The sequence below is a fragment of the Brevibacterium sp. Z349TD_9 genome, assembly GCF_056173565.1.
This window is the reverse complement of sequence record NZ_CM149680.1, coordinates 2,556,928-2,577,228: the sequence shown is the minus strand read 5'-3', so window position 1 is coordinate 2,577,228 and position 20,301 is coordinate 2,556,928. Positions and strand designations below refer to the sequence as shown.

The 20,301-nt window shown below is 67.7% G+C and carries 22 protein-coding genes; 18 read left to right on the top strand and 4 right to left on the bottom strand.

Annotated elements, in window-relative coordinates:
* Window positions 1-28 precede the first annotated feature (28 nt).
* A complete protein-coding gene (locus AC0VYB_RS12005) occupies window positions 29-646 on the bottom strand; it encodes a class I SAM-dependent methyltransferase (protein WP_101624766.1) in 618 nt (205 codons plus the stop codon).
* Window positions 647-735: 89 nt separating this feature from the next.
* Between AC0VYB_RS12005 and hflX the strand changes: the two genes are divergently transcribed.
* The 3 genes from hflX to AC0VYB_RS11990 are packed head-to-tail and all read left to right on the top strand — an operon-like array spanning window position 736 to window position 4,467.
* A complete protein-coding gene (gene hflX, locus AC0VYB_RS12000) occupies window positions 736-2,211 on the top strand; it encodes a GTPase HflX (RefSeq protein ID WP_063250556.1) in 1,476 nt (491 codons plus the stop codon).
* On the top strand, window positions 2,208-4,193 hold the full coding sequence (locus tag AC0VYB_RS11995) for an ATP-dependent DNA helicase (protein ID WP_063250555.1): 1,986 nt from the start codon (window positions 2,208-2,210) through the stop codon (window positions 4,191-4,193). The genes hflX and AC0VYB_RS11995 overlap by 4 nt, the downstream gene beginning before the upstream one ends.
* 31 nt (window positions 4,194-4,224) lie before the next feature.
* Complete coding sequence (locus AC0VYB_RS11990) at window positions 4,225-4,467, top strand: hypothetical protein (RefSeq protein ID WP_101624768.1); 243 nt, start codon at window positions 4,225-4,227, stop codon at window positions 4,465-4,467.
* A 385-nt stretch (window positions 4,468-4,852) separates the two neighbouring features.
* Here the strand turns inward: AC0VYB_RS11990 and lexA are convergent, their stop codons facing one another.
* A complete protein-coding gene (gene lexA / locus AC0VYB_RS11985) occupies window positions 4,853-5,608 on the bottom strand; it encodes a transcriptional repressor LexA (protein ID WP_009378532.1) in 756 nt (251 codons plus the stop codon).
* A 242-nt stretch (window positions 5,609-5,850) separates the two neighbouring features.
* On the opposite strand from lexA, the gene AC0VYB_RS11980 reads away from it, so the two are divergent.
* From AC0VYB_RS11980 to AC0VYB_RS11940, 9 genes are all read left to right on the top strand, one after another.
* Window positions 5,851-6,174: a LysM peptidoglycan-binding domain-containing protein gene (locus tag AC0VYB_RS11980; protein WP_063250553.1), complete on the top strand. Its 324-nt coding sequence runs from the start codon at window positions 5,851-5,853 to the stop codon at window positions 6,172-6,174.
* A gap of 9 nt (window positions 6,175-6,183) precedes the next feature.
* Complete coding sequence (locus AC0VYB_RS11975) at window positions 6,184-7,317, top strand: histidinol-phosphate transaminase (protein ID WP_063250552.1); 1,134 nt, start codon at window positions 6,184-6,186, stop codon at window positions 7,315-7,317.
* Between the two features lie 107 nt (window positions 7,318-7,424).
* Window positions 7,425-8,021 carry an imidazoleglycerol-phosphate dehydratase HisB gene (gene hisB, locus AC0VYB_RS11970; protein WP_063250551.1) on the top strand — a complete coding sequence of 199 codons (597 nt, stop codon included), beginning with the start codon at window positions 7,425-7,427 and terminating at the stop codon, window positions 8,019-8,021.
* Complete coding sequence (locus tag AC0VYB_RS11965; protein WP_063250550.1) at window positions 8,018-8,620, top strand: hypothetical protein; 603 nt, start codon at window positions 8,018-8,020, stop codon at window positions 8,618-8,620. The genes hisB and AC0VYB_RS11965 overlap by 4 nt, the downstream gene beginning before the upstream one ends.
* Window positions 8,617-9,270, top strand: coding sequence for an imidazole glycerol phosphate synthase subunit HisH (gene hisH, locus AC0VYB_RS11960; protein WP_063250549.1), 654 nt, complete (start codon window positions 8,617-8,619; stop codon window positions 9,268-9,270). The genes AC0VYB_RS11965 and hisH overlap by 4 nt, the downstream gene beginning before the upstream one ends.
* A gap of 86 nt (window positions 9,271-9,356) precedes the next feature.
* Complete coding sequence (priA, locus tag AC0VYB_RS11955; protein WP_063250548.1) at window positions 9,357-10,085, top strand: bifunctional 1-(5-phosphoribosyl)-5-((5-phosphoribosylamino)methylideneamino)imidazole-4-carboxamide isomerase/phosphoribosylanthranilate isomerase PriA; 729 nt, start codon at window positions 9,357-9,359, stop codon at window positions 10,083-10,085.
* 5 nt (window positions 10,086-10,090) lie between these two features.
* Window positions 10,091-10,837 (top strand): SseB family protein, encoded by a 747-nt coding sequence (locus AC0VYB_RS11950; RefSeq protein ID WP_063250547.1) that lies wholly within the window; start codon window positions 10,091-10,093, stop codon window positions 10,835-10,837.
* A gap of 89 nt (window positions 10,838-10,926) precedes the next feature.
* On the top strand, window positions 10,927-12,273 hold the full coding sequence (locus AC0VYB_RS11945) for an amidohydrolase (protein ID WP_063250546.1): 1,347 nt from the start codon (window positions 10,927-10,929) through the stop codon (window positions 12,271-12,273).
* A 20-nt stretch (window positions 12,274-12,293) separates the two neighbouring features.
* The gene (locus AC0VYB_RS11940; protein WP_095376502.1) at window positions 12,294-13,937 is read left to right on the top strand and encodes an AbgT family transporter; all 1,644 of its coding nucleotides are present in this window, start codon (window positions 12,294-12,296) and stop codon (window positions 13,935-13,937) included.
* Between the two features lie 145 nt (window positions 13,938-14,082).
* On the opposite strand, the gene AC0VYB_RS11935 is transcribed toward AC0VYB_RS11940, so the two are convergent.
* Window positions 14,083-15,126, bottom strand: a complete 1,044-nt coding sequence (locus AC0VYB_RS11935; protein WP_475384718.1) for a Rossmann-fold NAD(P)-binding domain-containing protein — start codon at window positions 15,124-15,126, stop codon at window positions 14,083-14,085.
* A gap of 144 nt (window positions 15,127-15,270) precedes the next feature.
* Between AC0VYB_RS11935 and AC0VYB_RS11930 the strand changes: the two genes are divergently transcribed.
* Complete coding sequence (locus AC0VYB_RS11930; protein WP_119297140.1) at window positions 15,271-16,044, top strand: TetR/AcrR family transcriptional regulator; 774 nt, start codon at window positions 15,271-15,273, stop codon at window positions 16,042-16,044.
* 119 nt (window positions 16,045-16,163) lie between these two features.
* On the opposite strand, the gene AC0VYB_RS11925 is transcribed toward AC0VYB_RS11930, so the two are convergent.
* Complete coding sequence (locus tag AC0VYB_RS11925) at window positions 16,164-16,535, bottom strand: DUF1844 domain-containing protein (RefSeq protein WP_009378551.1); 372 nt, start codon at window positions 16,533-16,535, stop codon at window positions 16,164-16,166.
* A 266-nt stretch (window positions 16,536-16,801) separates the two neighbouring features.
* Here AC0VYB_RS11925 and infC point away from each other — a divergent pair, with 266 nt between their 5' ends.
* From infC to AC0VYB_RS11900, 5 genes are all read left to right on the top strand, one after another.
* Complete coding sequence (gene infC, locus AC0VYB_RS11920) at window positions 16,802-17,488, top strand: translation initiation factor IF-3 (RefSeq protein WP_366235556.1); 687 nt, start codon at window positions 16,802-16,804, stop codon at window positions 17,486-17,488.
* A 97-nt stretch (window positions 17,489-17,585) separates the two neighbouring features.
* Window positions 17,586-17,792, top strand: a complete 207-nt coding sequence (rpmI, locus tag AC0VYB_RS11915) for a 50S ribosomal protein L35 (RefSeq protein WP_063250542.1) — start codon at window positions 17,586-17,588, stop codon at window positions 17,790-17,792.
* A gap of 125 nt (window positions 17,793-17,917) precedes the next feature.
* Complete coding sequence (rplT, locus tag AC0VYB_RS11910) at window positions 17,918-18,307, top strand: 50S ribosomal protein L20 (protein WP_009378556.1); 390 nt, start codon at window positions 17,918-17,920, stop codon at window positions 18,305-18,307.
* Window positions 18,308-18,509: 202 nt separating this feature from the next.
* On the top strand, window positions 18,510-19,331 hold the full coding sequence (locus AC0VYB_RS11905; protein WP_475384717.1) for a TrmH family RNA methyltransferase: 822 nt from the start codon (window positions 18,510-18,512) through the stop codon (window positions 19,329-19,331).
* A gap of 286 nt (window positions 19,332-19,617) precedes the next feature.
* Window positions 19,618-20,277, top strand: a complete 660-nt coding sequence (locus AC0VYB_RS11900) for a pentapeptide repeat-containing protein (RefSeq protein ID WP_095376505.1) — start codon at window positions 19,618-19,620, stop codon at window positions 20,275-20,277.
* The last annotated feature ends 24 nt before the right edge of the window (window positions 20,278-20,301 follow it).

The following is a 20,301-nucleotide window of genomic DNA, read 5'->3' as shown; positions in this document are numbered from 1 at the left end:
TCGATGAGCCCGCGTCGGCGGGGGAGGCTCAGGCGTCCCTGTGGATCGTCAGGATCCGGAAGCCCTTCGACGAGGCGGTGCGCTCGGCGGTGAACCCCTCGCCGAGCATCCCGCGGATCCAGGTGAGCAGCGAATCGGCGCCGAGGTTCTTCGACACGACGAGGTCGGCGCGCCCGCCCGGGGCCAGGCGCGGCAGCCACGTCTCGAGGAGCTCATGGAGGACGTCCTTGCCGACGCGGATCGGCGGATTCGAGCGGATCGCGGAGAACTGGACGTCCGCGGGAACCTCGTCGGCGGTGACGGTGCGGACCGAATCGAGGCCGAGCCTGGCCGCGTTCGCCGCGGTCGACTCGAGCGATCGGGAGTTGATGTCGAGGGCCCACACCCGGACGTCCACCTCGGCGTCGGAGGCCTGGAACGCGGAATGGAGGGCGATGGGACCCCAGCCGCACCCGAGATCGAGGAGGTCGCCGGGTTCGGGATCGGGAAGATGCTTGAGCAGCACCGCCGTGCCGGGGTCGAGACGGGTGGGGGAGAAGGTCCCGCTCATCGTCTCCAGGGCCACGGTGCGACCGGCGAGATCGAGGGTGATCTCGCGGCGTTTGGCCTGGCTCGAGGGGCTCTCGGTGAAATAGTGCTCCGACACCGTCTCAGTCTAAACGGCTGTGGGAGAATAGATGGACGCACATGTGCGTTGTACTTCGTGTACAGCAGTTGCCACGAACAAAGGAATGAATGACGTCCACTGACAAAGAGCGTCGGGAAGCGATGCTCGATCGTGTCCTCGCCAGAGGTGCCCAGGCGCTGAGCCCGAAGGAAGCCGCCGCTGACGAGGAATCGCAGTTCGACCTCGCCGAGCGTGCCGCCCTGCGCCGCGTCGCGGGCCTCTCGACGGAACTCGAAGATGTCACCGAGGTCGAATACCGTCAGATCCGGCTCGAGCGCGTCGTCCTCGCCGGACTGTGGAACACGACCCTCGACGAAGCCGAGAACTCGATCCGCGAACTCGCTGCCCTCGCCGAGACCGCAGGCTCCGAAGTCCTCGACGCGATCGTCCAGCGCCGCGACAAGCCGGACCCGGGAACGTATCTCGGCCGCGGCAAGGCCGCCGAGCTCAAGGAGATCGTCGAAGCCGTCGGCGCCGACACCGTGATCATCGACTCCGAACTCGCGCCCAGCCAGCGGCGCGGACTCGAGGATGTCATCAAGGTCAAGGTCGTCGACCGCGTCGCGCTCATCCTCGACATCTTCGCCCAGCACGCGAAGTCCCGTGAGGGCAAGGCGCAGGTCGAACTCGCCCAGCTCGAATACCTTCTCCCACGTCTGCGCGGTTGGGGTGAGTCGCTGTCCCGGCAGGCCGGTGGCCGTGTCGCCGGCGGTGCCGGCATCGGCTCACGTGGTCCCGGTGAGACGAAGATCGAACTCGACCGGCGCCGCATCCGCACTCGGATGGCGAAGCTGCGCCGCCAGATCGCCGGCATGGCTCCCGCCCGGGACACGAAGCGGAAGAACCGCGCACGCAACCATGTGCCCTCCGTGGCGATCGTCGGCTATACGAACGCCGGCAAATCGTCCCTGCTCAACCGGCTCACCGACGCCGAGGTGATGGTCCAGAACGCCCTGTTCGCGACTCTCGACCCGACGGTGCGACAGTCCCGGACCTCCGACGGCATCACGTTCACCTACACCGACACCGTCGGATTCGTCCGCAACCTGCCCCACCAGCTCGTCGAGGCGTTCCGGTCGACGCTCGAAGAGGCCTCGGACTCCGATCTCCTCCTCCACGTCGTCGACGCCTCCCACCCGGACCCGCAGGGGCAGATCCGCGCGGTCCGCGAGGTCCTCGGGGACGTCGACACCGGTGACATCCCGGAACTCCTCGTCTTCAACAAGGTCGACCTCGCTGACGAGACCGTGGTCACGGCGCTGCGTGCCGAATACCCGGGCGCCCGGTTCGTCTCCGCAACGACGGGGGAGGGCATCGCCGACCTCGTCGAGACGATCGAGGAGAAGCTGCCGTCGCCGAACATCGAAGTCTCCGTGCTCATCCCCTACGAGCGCGGCGACCTCGTCTCGAAGATCTATGCGCTGGGCACCGTCGATCACGAAGAACACGGTGAGGGCGGCACGGGCATGCACGCGAAGGTCCCGGCCGAGCTCGCCGCCGAACTCGAGGAGTTCCGCCGGCCTGACATGGTCATCGGCGAGTGAGCTCGGTCGCCGACCTGCTCTCTGCGGCCGTCGGCGCCATCGGCGGGTCGACCCGTGAGGGTCAGACCGAGATGGCGCAGGCGGTCGCCTCGTCGCTCGACAAGGGCATCCACCTCCTCGTCCAGGCCGGCACCGGAACCGGCAAATCGCTCGCCTACCTCGTGCCGGCCGCGGAGTACGCGAGCCGCACCGGTGGGAAGGTCATCGTCTCCACGGCGACGCTCGCCCTGCAGACGCAGATCATCCACCGTGACCTCCCGCGCCTGTTCAAATCCGTGAAGAAGTCCCTCGACCCGCTGCCGAAGGCGGCCCTGCTCAAGGGGCGGCGGAACTATGTGTGCAAGCACAAACTCGCCGGCGGTTACCCCGACGAGGACGAGGGAATGCTCTTCGACCTCGGCGCCGATGCCGCCGCCGGACGGAAGCCCGCCGACCGGTCGGGCCTCGGCGAGGAGATCCAACGCATCCGCACGTGGGAGAAGACCACGGAGACCGGAGACCGGGACGACCTCATCCCCGGCGTCAGCGACAAAGCGTGGGCGCAGGTCTCCGTCAACGCCTTCGACTGCCTCGGCTCGAACTGTCCGCTCTTCACCGAATGCTTCGCTGAACAGGCCCGCAACGCCGCCGCCGAGGCGGACATCGTCGTCACCAACCATGCCCTGCTCGCGATCGACGCGTTCGGGGAGAACGCCGTCCTGCCCGAACACGACGTCATCATCATCGACGAGGCACACGAGCTCAAGGACCGGGTGACCAATGCCCTGTCCGGCCAGATCAACACGGGCATGCTCTCGGCGGCCACCTCGGCGGTGCGCAAGCACACCACGGTCGAGGACGGCGTGACCGCGATGCTCGACACCGCCTCGGCGGCCTTCGAACGCGCCACCGCCGGGGTGAGCGAAGGGCTCATGCTCTCTTTGCCCGAACCCCTCGCCCTCGCGCTCACGCAGATCCGCGACTCCGCCCGGCAGATCATCAACGACATCGGCGGACGCAGCGAGGACGCGGACGCCGGCCGGCAGATGGCGAAGGCCCGGTGCCAGGAGATCTTCGAACTCGCCGAACGCTTCTGCGACCCCGGCAAGAACGACGTCGTGTGGCTGAGCCGCAGCACCTTCCGCGAGCGGGAGACGACGAACCTCGTCGTCGCGCCCCTGAGCGTGGCCGGGACGATGCGGCACGGGATCTTCGAAGAGTCAACCGTCGTCGCCACCTCGGCGACCTTGTCGCTCGGCGGGAACTTCGACGCCGTCGCCGCCTCGCTCGGTCTCGTCGGCCCCGACTCGCCGAGGTGGGACGGCCTCGACGCCGGATCGCCGTTCGACTACGGCCGGCAGGGCATCATCTACGTCGCCTCCCACCTGCCCAAACCCGGTCGCAGCGGGCTGAGCGAGGAAGCGCTGGCCGAACTCGAAGCCCTCGTCACAGCCTCGAAGGGCGGGGCGCTCGGACTCTTCTCGTCCCGCGCGGCTGCGAATGCCGCGGCCGAGCACCTGCGGGACCGGCTCGATCTGCCGATCCTCCTCCAGGGCGACGACGGTCTGCCGTCGCTCGTCTCCCGGTTCGCCGCCGACGACGAGGCGTGCCTGTTCGGGACGATGTCCCTCTGGCAGGGCGTCGACGTGCCGGGCCGGACGAACCGGCTCGTCATCATCGACCGGATCCCCTTCCCGCGCCCGGACGACCCTCTCATGCAGGCGCGGGCCCGGGACGCCGACCGGCGCGGGGTCAACGGGTTCATGGCGGTGAGCGCGACGCATGCCGCGCTGCGTCTGGCGCAGGGTGCCGGTCGGCTCATCCGGTCGACCGGGGACAAGGGCGTCGTCGCGGTCCTCGACTCGCGTCTGCGCTCGGCCCGCTATGCCGGCTACCTCGTCAGTTCGATGCCGCAGATGTGGCCGACGACGGATCCGGCGGTCGTGCGCACAGCACTCGGGCGCCTGGCCGCGACGAAGGACGAGGACGCCGCGAAGAAGTGACGGCGCGGGGCCGGGTGGTAAAGTTCGCGCCATGGCTCGCAAGCGGAAGAAGAAGCCCTATCGGAAATACTGGCTGCCGTGCTTCCTCTCGGGTGTCGTCCTTCTCGCCGGAGGGGGAATCGGCTTGCTCATGGGTGCCACATATCTCAACGTCTGGCCGATCGTGCTCTTCGTTCTGGGCGGTCTCGCCATGGTGTTCACCCTGGTCGCATTGTTCCATGACGGGGAGTGGACGGAGGGCTATTCGACTGCCGACTCCATGACGGGCATATAGGGGCGGTTCGTGTCAGCCCCGAGGCGGCCATTCATCCCCGCAGTGGCACAACCTCCCCTCGGCGGTAAAACCTCCCCTTAGCGGCAAAACCTCCGCACAGTTTCACACCCCGCACCCGTAGCGCTAAATCCGCTGCTTGCACGGGGATGATTTGTCGCTCGAGGTGCCGGTCGGCAGAGCGCGAGGCCTGCGGCGACACGCACGCCAGCCGTCACCCGCCTGCCGGAGCATGCCGACTCGCCCCAGACACCCTTGCCCCGACCGCCGAGGCGCCCCAGACACGCCGAATGCCCACGACCACCAACGGTCGTGGGCATTCGCGTTTCCGGTCAGCCGCCTCGGCGAGGGGCGAGCCCACCCGCAGAGGCCCGCGAGGAACCCAACCTCAGAGCCGGCGGATGACGGCGACGACGAGGCCCATGATCTGGGCGTACGTACCGTCGATGGGGTCGTAGTCCTTGTTCTGCGGCAGCAGCCACTGGCGCCCGGCCTTGCGCTTGAGGGTCTTCACCGTCGCTTCGCCGTCGAGGAGGGCGGCGACGATCTGCCCGTTGTCAGCGGTGTGCTGCTTGCGCACGACGACCCAGTCGTCGTGGCAGATCGCGGCTTCGATCATCGAATCGCCGACGACCTTGAGGAGGAACATCTCACCGGAGCCGACGACCTGCGTGGGCAGGGAGAAGACGTCGTCGACCTCCTGCTCGGCGAGGATCGGACCACCGGCGGCGATGCGGCCGACGACGGGGACCTGGACAGTGTTGTTCGCGAGCTCCTCGTACTTCGCGCGCTCGGCCTCCTCCTCCTCGAAGGGATTGACGACCTCGATCGCCCGCGGGCGCTTGGGGTCGCGGCGGACGTAGCCGAGCCGCTCGAGCTGGGAGAGCTGATGGGCCACACTCGAGAGCGAGGCGAGACCCGCCGCCTCGCCGATCTCGCGCATGCTCGGCGGATAGCCGTTGGTGACGACGGCGCGCTCGATCGTCTCGAGGACGAGCCGCTGTCGGGGGGAGAGACGGAAGTCCCCGGCCCCGGTCGGACCGTCAGGGATCTCGACCTCGTCCTCTTCGCTGCGGGCCGCGGCGATCTCGCTGGCAACATCCTCGTTGCGCGGCCTGCCTCTGCCTCGTTTGCTCTGCACCATTGCTCTTTCCCCTTCGTTCTAATCCCGCCGTTTCCCACCGGTTGAACCGCCTCGAGAGACCTCGTGTCAGTGCCGCCTGGGATGGTTGTTCGAGATCGATCAACAACGCTGGTTCTCTCTCATTGTCTCATAAATGTTCGAGATGGACTGGACATTTGTTCGAATGATGTGTTGAATAGAACAGACGTTCTACCCATTGCGGGTGGAATAGTACGAAGAAAGAGGTAAATGCGATGTCTGTGATGAATCAGGAACTGCATCTGACCAACCGCGGCCGCCGTGCCGTGCGTCTGCTCCGCACCGCCGTGTGCGCCCTCGCGATCGTCGGCGGCACGCTCTTCTTCTCGACCCAGACGTTCACCGCCGAGGCGGTCGGCGGTGACGAGGTCATCGGCGTCGCCGCGGACTCCGTCGTCGTCGGCGAGGGCGAGTCGCTGTGGACGGTGGCCTCGAACCTCGGCCTCGACCGCGACACCCGTGACGTCGTCGCCGACATCGTCGAGCTCAACCACCTGTCCTCGCCCGTCGTCCACCCCGGCCAGAGCCTCGACGTTCCCCAGCGCTAAAATCGCTGTGTGGGAAACATCGAGTCTCTGCCAGTCCGCTCCGACCTCGTCGGGCGTGAGCCCTACGGCGCCCCGCACCTCGACGTGCCGGTCCAGCTCAACGTCAACGAGAACGCCTATCCGATTCCGGACGTCGTCGTCGAGGCGATGCGCACGGCCGTCGACACTCATCTGGCCGGACTCAACCGCTACCCGGACCGTGAGTTCACGGCACTGCGCGAGCACCTCGTCGACTATCTGACTGGCGTCAACGAGCGCGCGGGCACGGCCGTCGAGCTGCATCCTGAGATGATCTGGGCCGCCAACGGCTCGAATGAGGTCCTCTCCCACATCGTCCAGGCCTTCGGCGGTCCCGGACGCACCGCACTCGGCTTCACCCCGAGCTATTCGATGCACCCGCTCATCACGACGGGCACCGGTGCCGAATGGATCCATGCCGAGCGCGACGACGACTACGGACTCACCGCCGAGGCGGTCGCCGCCGAAGTCTCCCGCGTCGACCCGGACATCGTCTTCCTCTGCACCCCGAACAACCCGACGGGCACCTCGCTCGGCCTCGACGTCATCGAAGCCGCGTACGAGAACTGCTCGGGCATCGTCATCGTCGACGAGGCGTACGCCGAGTTCTCCCGCCCGGCGCTGCCTTCGGCGATGACCCTGTTGGCAGGCCGCCCTCGTCTCGTCGTCTCCCGGACGATGAGCAAGGCGTTCGCATGCGCGGGTCTGCGGCTCGGTTACGCGATCGCCGCCCCCGAACTCATCGACACCCTCCGCCTCGTCCGCCTGCCCTACCACCTCTCCGACGTCACCCAGGTGCTCGCGTGCACAGCGCTCGAGCACGCCGATCTCCTCCTCGGCAACGTCGACCGGCTCATCGACTCCCGGAACGCGATCTCGGCCCGTCTGGCCGAACTCGGCTTCACCGTCCATCCGAGTGATTCGAACTTCGTCCTCTTCGGAGGCATCGCGAAACCGGCCGAACTGTGGCAGAAGCTGCTCGACCGGGGGATCCTCATCCGCGACATCGGCATCCCGCACCATGCCCGAGTCAATGCCGGGACAGAAGCTGAGACGACCGCGTTCCTCGCCGCGATGAACGATATCGTCGCTGACGATCCCTCCACCCTGCTCAGCGCCCACTGAGTCGCCGCAGGTCGCCCCGGTTCTCAGCCGGGCGGTGACCCTGGGACAATGGGAAGCGCAGCATCCGCGCCGCACATGACGGCGCGGCACACGACGAAAGGCTCACTATGAGGCAGGCCCAGCGCGAGCGGTCGACATCGGAATCGACCGTGTCCGTCGCCCTCGATCTCGACGGAACCGGCAAGGCGGACATCGCGACGACCGTGCCGTTCTTCGACCACATGCTCACGGCGCTCGCGAAGCACTCGCTCATCGACCTCGACGTCACTGCCAAGGGCGACACCCACATCGACGTCCACCACACCGTCGAGGACACCGCGATCGTCATCGGCCAGACCCTCGCCGAGGCGCTCGGGGACAAAGCCGGCATCCGCCGCTACGGTTCCGCGTTCGTTCCGCTCGACGAATCGCTGGCCCGATGCGTCGTCGACATCTCGGGCCGCCCCTACTTCGTCCACGAGGGAGAACCCGAAGGGCAGCAGTACCACCTCATCGGCGGACACTTCACCGGGTCGATGACCTCGCACGCCCTCGAATCGATCGCGCTGCACGCGGGGCTGACCGTCCACCTCGACCTCATCCGCGGCCGCGACCCCCACCACATCGTCGAAGCCCAGTTCAAAGCGTTCGCCCGGGCCCTGCGCGAAGCCGTCGAACCCGATGGCCGCACCACCGCGGTCCCGAGCACCAAGGGAGTCCTATGAGCACCACCGTCGTCGTCACCCCGTTCGGGGTTCCCGACCAGCTCGCCGCCGCCTGCGTGCTCTCGAACATCACCGGCACGATCGTGCCCGTCGGCGACTTCACCGGCATCGTCCTCGCCGACACCGGAGTCGCAGCCGGCAACGAGGCGGCCGCGGCGATCTCGAAGCTCGCCGGCAAGCATGAGGTCCTCCTCCTCGTCCGCAGCGACGAGCAGATCGACGCCGGCCATTACCGCAACGGTGCCCGCGAATCCGATGTGCCGGCCGGGCTCGCCCTGCGCAACCTTCCCGACGTCGTCGAACAGCTCCTGCTCGAGACGACGACGGCCGACCAGGTCGAAGGCAACATCCCCACCTCGTCGATGTCGAAGCTCCAGGCGAGTGCCGCGACGATGACACCGGGCCGGGCGGCGCTGGCACGGACAGCGCTGCTGTGGATCATCGTCGCCGTCCTCGCCGGCATCGTCCTCGCCTTCGGCGTGAGCTTCGGGCTCAGCGGCAACGGTGTGGCGTGGGGCGTCGCCGTTCTCGGTGTCGTCGTCCTCGGATTCGCCCTCTGGCGGATCTCCCGAGTCCTGTCCGGAGGCCGGTCACGATGACGACGATCGCCGTTCTCGACTACGGAGCAGGCAACGTCCGCTCTGCCGTCCGCGCAGCTGAGGCCGCCGGCGCCGAGGTGAGACTGACTGCCGACCACGCTGACATCGAGGCCGCAGACGGGCTCCTCGTTCCCGGCGTCGGCGCGTTCTCCGCCGTCATGGCCGGGCTCGAAGGGGTCGATGCGCTCGACCTCATCAGAGCCCGCCACGAGGAGGGACGGCCGCTGCTCGGCATCTGCGTCGGCCTCCAGGTGTTCTTCTCGCAGGGTCGTGAACACGGTGTCGAGACGGCGGGCATCGGTCTGTGGCCCGGCGAGGTCACCGCGCTCGATGCTCCCGTCGTCCCGCATATGGGATGGTCGGACATCACTGCAGCCGAAGGGTCGCGGATGTTCTCTGGCATCGAGGACGAGAAGTTCTACTTCGTCCACTCGTACGCGGCGACCGATCACCCCGCGGGAACGCTTGTGACGACCGCCCGCCACGGTTCGGAGTTCATCGCCGCCGTCGAGGACGGGACCACGTGGGCAGCGCAGTTCCACCCGGAGAAGTCCGCTCAGGCGGGTGCCGCCCTGCTGCGCAACTGGATCGCCTCGTTCCCCGACGATGACCGCGTCTCTGACGGAGGCCGCTCACCTGACAGCCGCTAGCAGCCGTCAGGCCCCAGCGCCCCTCGAGCCGATCCCCGCACCCGTCGACCCCGTCGCAGCGCATGCGCGACAGAAGAAAGGCCACCATGACTGACAAGCTCGTCCTCCTTCCCGCCGTCGACGTCGCCGACGGCAAGGCCGTCCGCCTCGTCCAGGGCGAAGCCGGCACCGAGACCGACTACGGATCGCCCATCGACGCCGCCCACGACTTCGAGGAGCGCGGAGCCGAGTGGATCCACCTCGTCGACCTCGACGCCGCGTTCGGACGCGGATCGAACTCCGACCTCCTCAACCAGGTCGTCAAGGCCGTCGACATCAAGGTCGAGATCTCCGGGGGGATCCGCGACACCGAAAGCCTCGAACGGGCACTCGACACCGGGGCCGAGCGCGTCAACATCGGCACCGCCGCGCTCGAGAACCCGGAGTGGACGGCGGAGATGATCGCCCGCTTCGGCGACCAGATCGCCGTCGGCCTCGACGTCCGCGGCCAGACGCTCTCGGCCAGGGGTTGGACGAAGGACGGGGGAGACCTCTTCGAGGTCCTCGCCGGTCTCGAAGCCGCGAACTGCGCCCGCTACGTCGTCACCGACGTCCGCAAGGACGGCACCCTCCAGGGACCCAACCTCGAGCTCCTCGAATCCCTGACGACGCGCACCGACAAGCCCATCACCGCCTCTGGTGGGGTCTCGAGCCTCGACGACCTCCGCAGTCTCCGCGCTCTCGTGCCCGCAGGGGTCGACTCCGCGATCGTCGGCAAGGCGCTCTACGCGGGCAAGTTCACCCTCGAAGAGGCGCTCGACGTCGCGGGACGCTGAACCCGATGCCCACCGATTCCGCCGGCCAGCCCTGGGAGGGCCGGAACCTCGCGCCCAACCCGTTCTCCGGTGACACCGGAGAGGCCGATGCGCCCCTCCTGGCCGCGCTCGAAACGGCCGCGGAGTCACCGCTCGACCCGGCTGCCCACCAGGGCGTCGTCGCCGCCCTGGCCGGCGTCCGCCTCTATGCCCCGATCGTCCCGATCGCCGTCGACCACGGCGTCGGGGAGAACGGCCTCATGGTCGACAACTCCTCGGACATGGCGATGGTCCGCCTCCAGGCCGAGGACGGACGCGAATGCACACCCGGATTCTCCGCGATCCCACCGCTGACGGCGTGGCATCCCGAGGCGAGGCCGGTGCCCATCGAGTCCGAACGCCTGGCGCTCGGGGCTATCGAGGCCGACTCCCAGCTCGTCGTCCTCGACCCCGGCACCGACCGGTCGTTCCTCCTCCGCCGCCCCGCCCTCTTCGCCTTTGCCCAGGGTCGACCGTGGACTCCCGCGTGGGCCGATCCCACCGTCGCCGAGGCGGCCGTGGCCCTGGCCGGACGGTTCCCCTGGCTCGCCCGGATCAGCCTCAGCCCCGGCAGCGCGCGCGTCCATGTCGAGGGACCGGAACTCGGCATCCGCCTCGGCGTCACGGGCCAGGTCCCCGCCGAGGAGGTCGAACGGTTCCAGCAGGCGCTGGCCGCCGATCCGATCGTCGTCGAACGCGCGGACTCGCTCGCCCTTCAGCTCACCGCGGTCTGAGTCCACCCCTCTGAGGCCGCCCCGGGAGACCATCCTCTGTGACGGGTCATGGGTGTGTCTGTGACCGGCGTCTCCTATGCTTGTGAGCCATGAGCGCACCCAGAGACCTCGGCCGTGCCACGGTCCCCGATGAGAGCTACCTCGACCACATCGCCGCGGAGACCCGGGCGCGAGCGGACAACGCCGCCGAGTGGACCTCGGAGTTCACCGGCGCCCCGACCACCAGCACAGATGCCATCGCCACCGCCCTCACCGGTGCTGGCGACGAGATCACCGGGCTCCTCCACCGCATCCACGAGCTCGCCGAGACCGCCTACGAGGAGGTCGAGTCCGTCGCAGCGATCGCCGCGGTGCTCGAATCCCGGGGCATCGCCGTCGAGACCGGGCTCTACGGCGTCGAGACGACGCTCCAGGCGACGACCGGCAACGGGAACGGCCGGACGATCGCGATCCTCGCCGAGTACGACGCCCTGCCGGAGATCGGCCACGCGTGCGGGCACAACCTCATCGCCGCAGCCGGAGTCGGGGCCTTCCTCGCCCTCGACGAGCTCTACCGGCAGAACCCCGAGGCGGTGCCGGGCACGGTCGTCCTCCTCGGCACCCCCGCCGAGGAGGGGCACTCGGGCAAGGAGGTCATGGCCCGGGCCGGTGCCTTCGACAGCATCGACGCGGCGATCATGGTCCACGGGTACGGTTACGACTGCGCCGACCAGGTGTGGTTGGGCAGGCGCCTGCTCGAGGTCACCTACTCCGGGGCCGCCGCGCACGCCTCGGCGCAGCCCTTCATGGGACGCAACGCGCTCGACGCCGCGACCCTCTTCTACCAGGGACTCGGGCTCATGCGCCAGCAGATGCCGCCGATCTCCCGCCTCCACGCCGTCATCGCCGACGGCGGCACCCGGCCGTCGATCATCACGGAGACGGCGACCGTCCAGTGCTATGTGCGCTCGAAGTACCCGGAGACGCTCAAGGAGCTTTCGCAGCGGGTCGAGGATGCGGCGAAGGGGGCGGCGCTCATGACCGGCACCGGCGTCGAGATCACCTGGGACGAACACCCGCCGTCGCTGCCGGTGCGGACGAACTCCGCGCTGACGAAGCGGTGGGCGCTCCACGAGATCGCGCAGGGGAGGACCCCGCTGCCCGGGGGCGTCCTCGACGAGTCGATCGCCGCCTCGACGGACTTCGGCAACGTCTCCTACCGGATCCCGGGCATCCACCCGCTCATCAGGACCGCGGACTCCGAGACCGCCCTGCACACCAGGGAATTCGCGGCCGCGGCGATCACCCCCGAAGCTGAGGCCGCGGCCCACGACGCCGCCTACGGGCTCGCGTGCACGGCGCTGGACTACCTCGTCGACGATGACCTCGCCGCCGAGGTCGACACCGAGTTCGCCCGCGCCGGCGGCGCCATCGACGTCGAGAACTACTTCGCCTAGCCACGAGAGAAAGCAGAGCCATGTCAGCGCAGACACCAGCCAAGGTCGGCTTCGGCCAGCGCCTCCTCGACGGGATCGAACGCATCGGCAACAAACTGCCCGAACCGTTCACCCTCTTCCTCGGACTCTTCCTCATCACCGGCGCGATCTCGACGGCGATGGCGATCGCAGGAGTCTCCGTCGCCATTCCCGGCAGCGACGAGATCGTCACCATCAAGGGTCTCTTCACCGGTGAGGGCATGGCCTGGCTGACGACGACGATGGGGGAGAACTACATCGGGTTCCCACCACTGGCCACGGTCCTGCCGATCCTGCTCGCCGTCGGGGTCGCCGAGAAGTCGGGTATGCTCGCCGCGGCCGTGCGGGTCGCGTTCGGATCGAGCCCGCGCTGGCTGCTGCCCTACGCTGTCGGGTTCGTCGGCGTCGTCGGGTCGATCATGGCCGACTCGGCGTTCATCATCATCCCGCCGCTCGCCGCCCTCGTCTTCAAGGCCGCCGGCCGGCACCCGATGGCCGGTCTCATCGGAGGGTTCGCAGCCACCGGTGCCGGTTACTCGACATCGATCGTGCCGACCAGCCTCGACGCGCTCTTCGCCGGCATCACCACCTCGGTGATGGAGACCCTGCCGGGCATCGAGTACCAGGCGGTCAACCCGGTCTCGAACTACTACTTCAACATCGTCGCCTCGATCATGCTCGCGATCATCGCCGGGTTCATCATCGACAAGCTCATCGAACCGAACATGGTCCGCAAGGGCGTGCCGCGTGACTACGTCGACGCGACGACGCAGGGCCTGGACAAGAAGTACCAGGCCACGGACGTCGACTACAGCGAGAACTCCGTGAGCGCCGAGGAGATCGAAGCCGCACAGAAGGAAGTCTCCCCGACGCTCGAACCCGCCGAGAAACGCGGCCTGCTCTGGGCGCTGCTCTCCGCGCTCGCCCTGACTGCGGTCATCCTCGTCTCCGTGCTCATCCCGGACTCGCCGTGGCGCAACGAGGAGGGCGGATTCCTCCCGAAGTCGCCGCTGCTGTCCTCGATCGTCTTCATCGTCTTCGCATACTTCATGCTCATGGGCGTCGTCTACGGCATCGTCGTCGGCACGATCCGGTCGATGAACGACGTCGTGCGGATGATGGCCCAGTCGATCATCGACATGATGTCCTTCCTCATCCTCGCGTTCATCCTCGGCCAGTTCATCGCCCTGTTCAACTGGACGGGAATCGGGTCGTGGATCGCCGTCGCCGGTGCCTCCGGACTCGAGGCGATCGGACTGACCGGGTTCGCCGCGATCATCGGCTTCATGCTGCTCGCGAGCGTGCTCAACCTCTTCATCGTCTCCGGCTCATCGATGTGGACGCTCATGGCCGCGGTCTTCGTCCCGCTCTTCGCACTCCTCGGCTACGAACCGGCGTTCATCCAGGCCGCGTTCCGCGTCGGCGACTCCGCGACGCAGGTGATCACCCCGCTCAACCCGTACATGATCGTCCTCCTCGGTCTCGTCCGCCGCTACGAGCCGAACGCGGGCCTCGGCACCGTGATCTCCCGGATGTTCCCGTTCGTCATCCCGTTCTGGCTCGCGTGGGCGGCGCTGCTCGCGCTCTGGTACTTCCTCGACCTGCCGCTCGGTCCCGGCAACGGGATCTTCCTCAACCAGAGCTGAGGACGATCAGGTTCCCTCGCCGAGGTGGGGGGACGGTTCCGTGTGTGCGCCCGCCGAGGTGGGGACGCGGTTCCGTGGGTACATCCGCCGAGGTGGTGGCCCATAACCGGGGCATGCCCGCCGAGGTGGGGCTGCGGTTCCGCGATCACCGGAGCATCGCGTCGATGCCGGCTCGCCAGTCGGCATCAGCGTCTCCTGAATCGATGAGGCACGGGCGGCGCCAGATCGGGGCGAGCTCGGCGAGTTCGAACATCGACCGGTCGAACCAGCCGGCTGCCCGAACGACGGCGTGGGGGAGAGCGATCGGCTTCCGGTAGGTCGAGCCGAGCACGTCATGGGCGTAGGCGGTGACCTCGGCGAGCGTCGGATTCGCGCTCGGGGCGATGACGAGCCGGTGGCTCCCCGCATGGCGCTGTTCGGCCGCGCTGAGATCGGTTGCTGCGTCGATCATCGTCGCCGCCATGTCGTCGATGACCGTGATCCCGTGGGGCACATCGGTGCGTGCCGGAACGACTGCCCAGCGGCCTGCGGTGATGCGACCGGTGATGCAGAGGCGGACCACCGAGCTCGTCGGTGAGGCCGTTGCGCCGATGAGGTCCCCGGCGAGCACACTCACCACCTGCGCGGGATGGGCAGAGCGAGCCACGAGCAGTTGCTGACGAATCCGCCCCTTCTCCTCGACGGGCGCGAACTCCGCATCTGCCGTGATCGGCGTGGTCAGACCGGCGAAGGCATAGACGGACTCGGGGAAGACGACAGCGATGCCGAGCTGGGCGGCAGCGTCGAGGATCGAGGCTTCGAGTCCTGGCAGGATTCTCGCCCAGACTCGCGAGTCATAGGCGGTGTGGACACACGCGAATATCGCCTCCGCGCCGACCTCCTCCGCGGCCTGGCGGACAGCTTCGGCTGATGACGCGTCACCTTGAGACCACGTGATCCGACCGCGGGCGGTCGCCACGGGGTCGGTGCCGGGCACCGTCTCGGAGCCAGCGGCTGGACGGGCGTGCTCGGTGCCATGCTGAGGCGCAGGTGAGTCGAGGCCAGCGCGGTGAGCGATCGCTGTGTCGGTGACTGTCAGTCCGTCGGGTCGCGACCGAGTCATGACACGGACGTCGATGCCGACGGCGGTGAGGTCGTGGGCGATCTGAGTGCCGATCTGACCGAAGCCGAGGACGAGTGCTGAGCGCATGAGTAAACCCCTTCGAGAATGATCAGAGGCAAAGTGTGAGCACTGCTCTCTGTGTTGACGCTTCGAGCGTAGCGCGGCCAGACTGCCGAAACAAGAGCAGTGCTCACTTTTACCTCGCATGCTCTCTCGATCTACCATGAGGGCATGAGCGACGAGGCGACGAAGACACCGCGACAGCGGGCGCGCGAGGAGACGGAGACGCGGATCGTCGAGATCGGCAACCGGATGCTCGACGAATCCGGTGTCGAGGCCCTGTCGCTGCGAGCGGTCGCTCGTGAGCTCGGGATCGTCTCGAGTGCGGTCTACCGGTATGTCAAGACCCGCGACGAACTGCTCACCATCCTCATCGCCGACGCGTTCACATCGCTGGCCGATGCCGTCGATGCGGCGCTCGAGCAGGACCGTTCAGTCGCATCGCTGGGGCTGGCGATGCTCGCATGGTCTCGTGAGCACCCGCAGCGCTGGGCGCTCATCTACGGCACCCCGATCGCCGCCTACTCTGCTCCCCACGAGGTCACCGTCGAACCCGGCACCCGCGTCATGGCCGCACTCATCCGCCTCGTCGCCGATCTGCGGGCGAGGGCGCTGGCTTTCGAAGATCGCGCGGCACGGGAAGCGGCCGACGGTGATGGCCGCAGGTCACCATGGGACGGGGTCGTTCCGCCGACGGCAGGCGATGGTGCGACCGCGCAGCCGGCGCCGCCTGAGGCGCAGGCGAATCAGAGCCTCGCCCGTCTTGCCGAGGAGATCCGCACGCTCGGCATCGACGTCCACCCGGAGGCCACCTCGGCGGCGATCACCGTCTGGGTCGCGATCATCGGTCTCATCAGCTCACTGCGCTTCGGGCAGTTCGGGCCCGGATTCGACGATGTCGAGGACGCGCTCATGACCTCGGTCGTCCGCCAGCTCGGGTGGTGAGGGTATCGTCGCCCCACCTCGGCGAGGGAATTCTCACCATGAATGCCGAACGGCCCCTGCCGAACTGGCAGGGGCCGCACTCACGCTGAGGACGTCAGTCCTCGAACGACGCTGAGCGATCAGCGGACGGGGCCGGTGAACTTCTCTCCGGGGCCCTGACCGGGCTCGTCGGGGATCGTCGAGGCCTCGCGGAAGGCGAGCTGCAGGCTGCGCAGGCCGTCGCGCAGGGGGCGGGCATGGTGGTCGCCGATGACGGTGGCGGCACCGGTGACGAGGCCGGCAAGGGCGGTGATGAGTTTGCGCGCCTCGTCGAGGTCGATGAGGTCGGCGGCCGACTGCTCGGGTGTGTCCTCGGCGAGGCCGAGGTTGACGGCGGCGGCGGACATGAGATGGACGGCCGTGGAGGTGATGATCTCGACGGCGGGCACCTCGGCGATGTCGCGCGTGACGTCGGCGACCGCCTCGGCGGTGTTGGGGTCTTCAGAGGTCATGGGACTAGCTTCCCACAACTGCGGAGCCGGGACCGCGGGAAGGGGGCGCGATGTGCGAAGAGTCATGAACCGTAGTACACTGGGTACGGTGCGAAGCGGAGTCTGACTCCCACCTGGATCGCGACGAGCGATCGGGTCCGAAGATCTACTGTACGTCTGACCTCGGCGGAAGCTGGGATCGATGGCAGAGGATCGAGGTGTATTCACGGAAGATCTCACGGTCTCGATGACCGCAGTGATCGTGTGTGCAGGCTCCCTTGGCATTCGTGTCGATGGGAGCCTTTTTCATTGCCACGACACCATTTGAGCTAAAAAGGAGTGAACACATCAGCGAGACGCGCATCAATGACCGGATTCGGGTTCCCGAGGTCCGGTTGGTCGGACCCAATGGTGAACAGGTCGGTATCGTTGCCATTCGCAAGGCACTCGATCTCGCCCGAGAGGCAGATCTCGACCTCGTCGAGGTTGCCCCGCAGGCGAAACCCCCCGTGGCCAAGCTCATGGACTACGGGAAGTACAAGTACGAATCTGCCCAGAAGGCCAGGGAAGCCCGGAAGAACCAGGCGAACACTGCGCTCAAGGAGATCCGCTTCCGTCTCAAGATCGACGAACACGATTACGAGACGAAGAAGGGCCACGTGACGCGGTTCCTGTCCGGCGGTGACAAGGTCAAGGTCATGATCATGTTCCGCGGACGCGAACAGTCGCGCCCCGAGATGGGCATCAAACTGCTCAACCGTCTGGCCGAAGATGTGTCGGACCTCGGCACCGTCGAGTCCGCACCCAGGGTCGACGGACGCAACATGGTGATGGTCATCGCTCCTCACAAGTCCAAATCCGACGCCAAGGCGGAGGCTCGCAAGGCATCGTCCGATGCCAAGGGCCGCGGCGCCGAGGTGAAGTCCCGACGTGATCGAGTCGCTGCGGAGAAGAACGCAGCGCCCGAGGCGTGAGAAACAGGTAACGAATCGCCGGATCCGAGTGGTCCGGCGGGTGAAGTAGTTGTGGGCGCTCCGGTGCTCGCAACGAAATGCAAAGGAGAACGGCACGATGCCGAAGCAGAAGACGAACAGCGGCGCCAAGAAGCGCATGCGCGTGACTGGCAGTGGCAAGATCATGCGTGAAGGCGTGAACAACCAGCACAAGTTCGAGGGCAAGTCCTCGAGCCGCAAGCGTCGAGTTGGTACGGACCAGGTCCTCACCGGCGGCGATCGCGCCAAGGCCCGCAAGCTTCTGGGCAAGCTCAAGGGCAAGTGACCCGCAGGGGCCGCGCGACCGACCAGGTCGCAGCGACCCGCCGGTTCACGGCTCCCACGAGCCGATCCCCACAGCTTGAACCAGACTCCGGCTCAGCCGGACGAAACGAATCAAAGGAGTAACACGTGGCACGTGTGAAGAGGGCAGTCAACGCCCACAAGAAGCGCCGGGTCATCCTCGACCGGGCAAGCGGCTACCGCGGACAGCGCTCGCGCCTGTACCGCAAGGCCAAGGAACAGGTCATCCACTCGCTGGTCTACAGCTACCGTGACCGCCGCGCTCGCAAGGGTGACTTCCGTCGCCTCTGGATCCAGCGCATCAACGCCGGCGCCCGCGCCAACGGCATGACGTACAACCGCTTCATCCAGGGCCTCAAGGCCGCTGGCATCGAGGTCGACCGTCGCATGCTCGCCGAGCTCGCCGTCAACGACGCAGCGACCTTCGCCCACCTCGTCAAGGTGGCCAAGGACGCCCTCCCGACCGACGTCAACGCCGCGAAGACCCCGGCCGCCTGACGTCTGCCTCGGACTGACGCTTTGAAAGCGCCCCGTCGCTTTCACCACGGCCCCGACCGCGATCGTTCATTCGATCCGTCGGGGCCGTTGGTCTGTCCGCGCGGTCCTGTCGCCGCCTCCCTGACCGTCTGCCTCACTTCCTCTACCCCCGTCAGTGTCACCGTCTCTCCGACCGTCCGCCTCACCGACCCGAAAGCGAGCCATGAAGCTTCCCGACGTCATCTCCTCCCCGCAGTCGAAGCGGATCAAGAACGCTGCGAAGCTGCTGGGCCGCCGAGGTCGTCGTGCTGCCGGCAGGTTCCTCGCCGAAGGTCCCCAGGCCGTCCGTGAGGCGCTGGCTTCCCCTGACGCCGTCGATGAGCTCTTCCTCACCGAGGCGGCCGCCGAGTCCCATCCCGAATTCGTCGCAGCCGCCCAGGACAGCAGGGTCTTCCTCTCGATCGTCACCGAGGAGGTGCTCACCGAGCTCGCCTCGACCGTGAACTCCCAGGGAGTCGTCGCCGTGTGCCGGACCCTCGATGTCGACCTCACCTCGGTCGTGACGAAGGACGCCCAGCTCATCGTCGTCCTCTCCCAGGTCCGTGACCCGGGCAATGCCGGGACGATCATCCGCCTCGCGGATGCAGCCGGTGCCGATGCCGTAGTGCTCACCTCGTCATCGGTCGACGTCTACAACGACAAGACCGTCCGCTCGACCGCCGGCTCCCTCTTCCACATCCCTGTCGTCATCGGAGTCGGCCTGCCCGAGGTGACCGAACTCGCCCGGGCCCGGGGCCTCCAGGTCCTCGCCGCCGACGGCAACGGCGCCGCCCACGACCTCCACCACCCGTGGGAGTCGGGTCTCGACCTCTCCGCCCGCACCGCGTGGGTCTTCGGCAACGAGGCCTGGGGCATGCGGCCCGAGGACCTCGAGGTCACTGACGCGTCCGTTGCCGTACCGATCTACGGTCAGGCGGAGAGCCTCAACCTCGCCACCGCCGCCGGTATCTGCATCTTCGAATCCGCGCGCAACCAGCGGATGTAGCAGGGGAGGGGCGGCGCGATGGGCTGGTCGCGGTGCTCGATCCACGCGGCGACGGTCCTCCGGGACTGCGTGCGCGCAGTCGACCCGCTAGCCCTCGTTCCACGCGGCGACGGTCCTCCGACGCTCGATCCACGCGCAGCACGAATTCCGCGTCGCGAGCGACGCGGAATTCGAGCCCGGCGTTGATCGAGGAGTGGCAGTGATCGGCGGAGCGTCGATTCTTCACCGAACCGTTGATCGAGAGGCGCTCACACGCCGCGTCATCGCTCGGCGATAGTGTGCAGACATGACGACCGCCGCACCGAAGCTGCCGACCATTGACCATGCGAACCTCGCGGAGGGCCTCCTCGGCGACATCGGTCCCGACGAGTTCCTCGAAGGGCGCGACTTCACCGACCTCGACCTCGCCGAGGTGGATGCGAAGGGCACGACGTTCCTTGACTCGGCCTTCACCAGGGTGACCTTTGGCGACGCCGAGGCGCACGCCGACTTCACCGGGGCGCGGCTCTCCGGGGTCCGCCTCGTCGACTCCCGCGCGGACACCCTGACGATGCCGCGAGCGAACCTGCTCAACACCGAGATCAGCGGGGGCCGGATCGGAGCCGGGGTCTTCGTCGACAGCGTGTGGGAGAAGGTCGTCGTCGAGAACTGCCGGATCTCCTACCTCAACCTGCGGTCGGCGAAGCTCACCGACGTCGAGTTCCGCGGGTGCGCGATCGACGAACTCGACCTCGGCATGGGCACCGCGAAGCTCGTCGCCTTCCCGGACACGACGATCGCCGACCTCCAGCTCGACGGATCGAGCCTCGGCGGCGTTGACCTGCGCGGACTCGCCCCGCGCAGGCTTTCGGGCATCCACTCGCTGCGTGGCACGACGATCGACGAGCAGCAGCTCATGGTCTTCGCCGACCTCTTCGCCCGCGAACTCGGCGTCACCGTCGAGTAGGAGGGCTGGGCGATAACGGTGGGC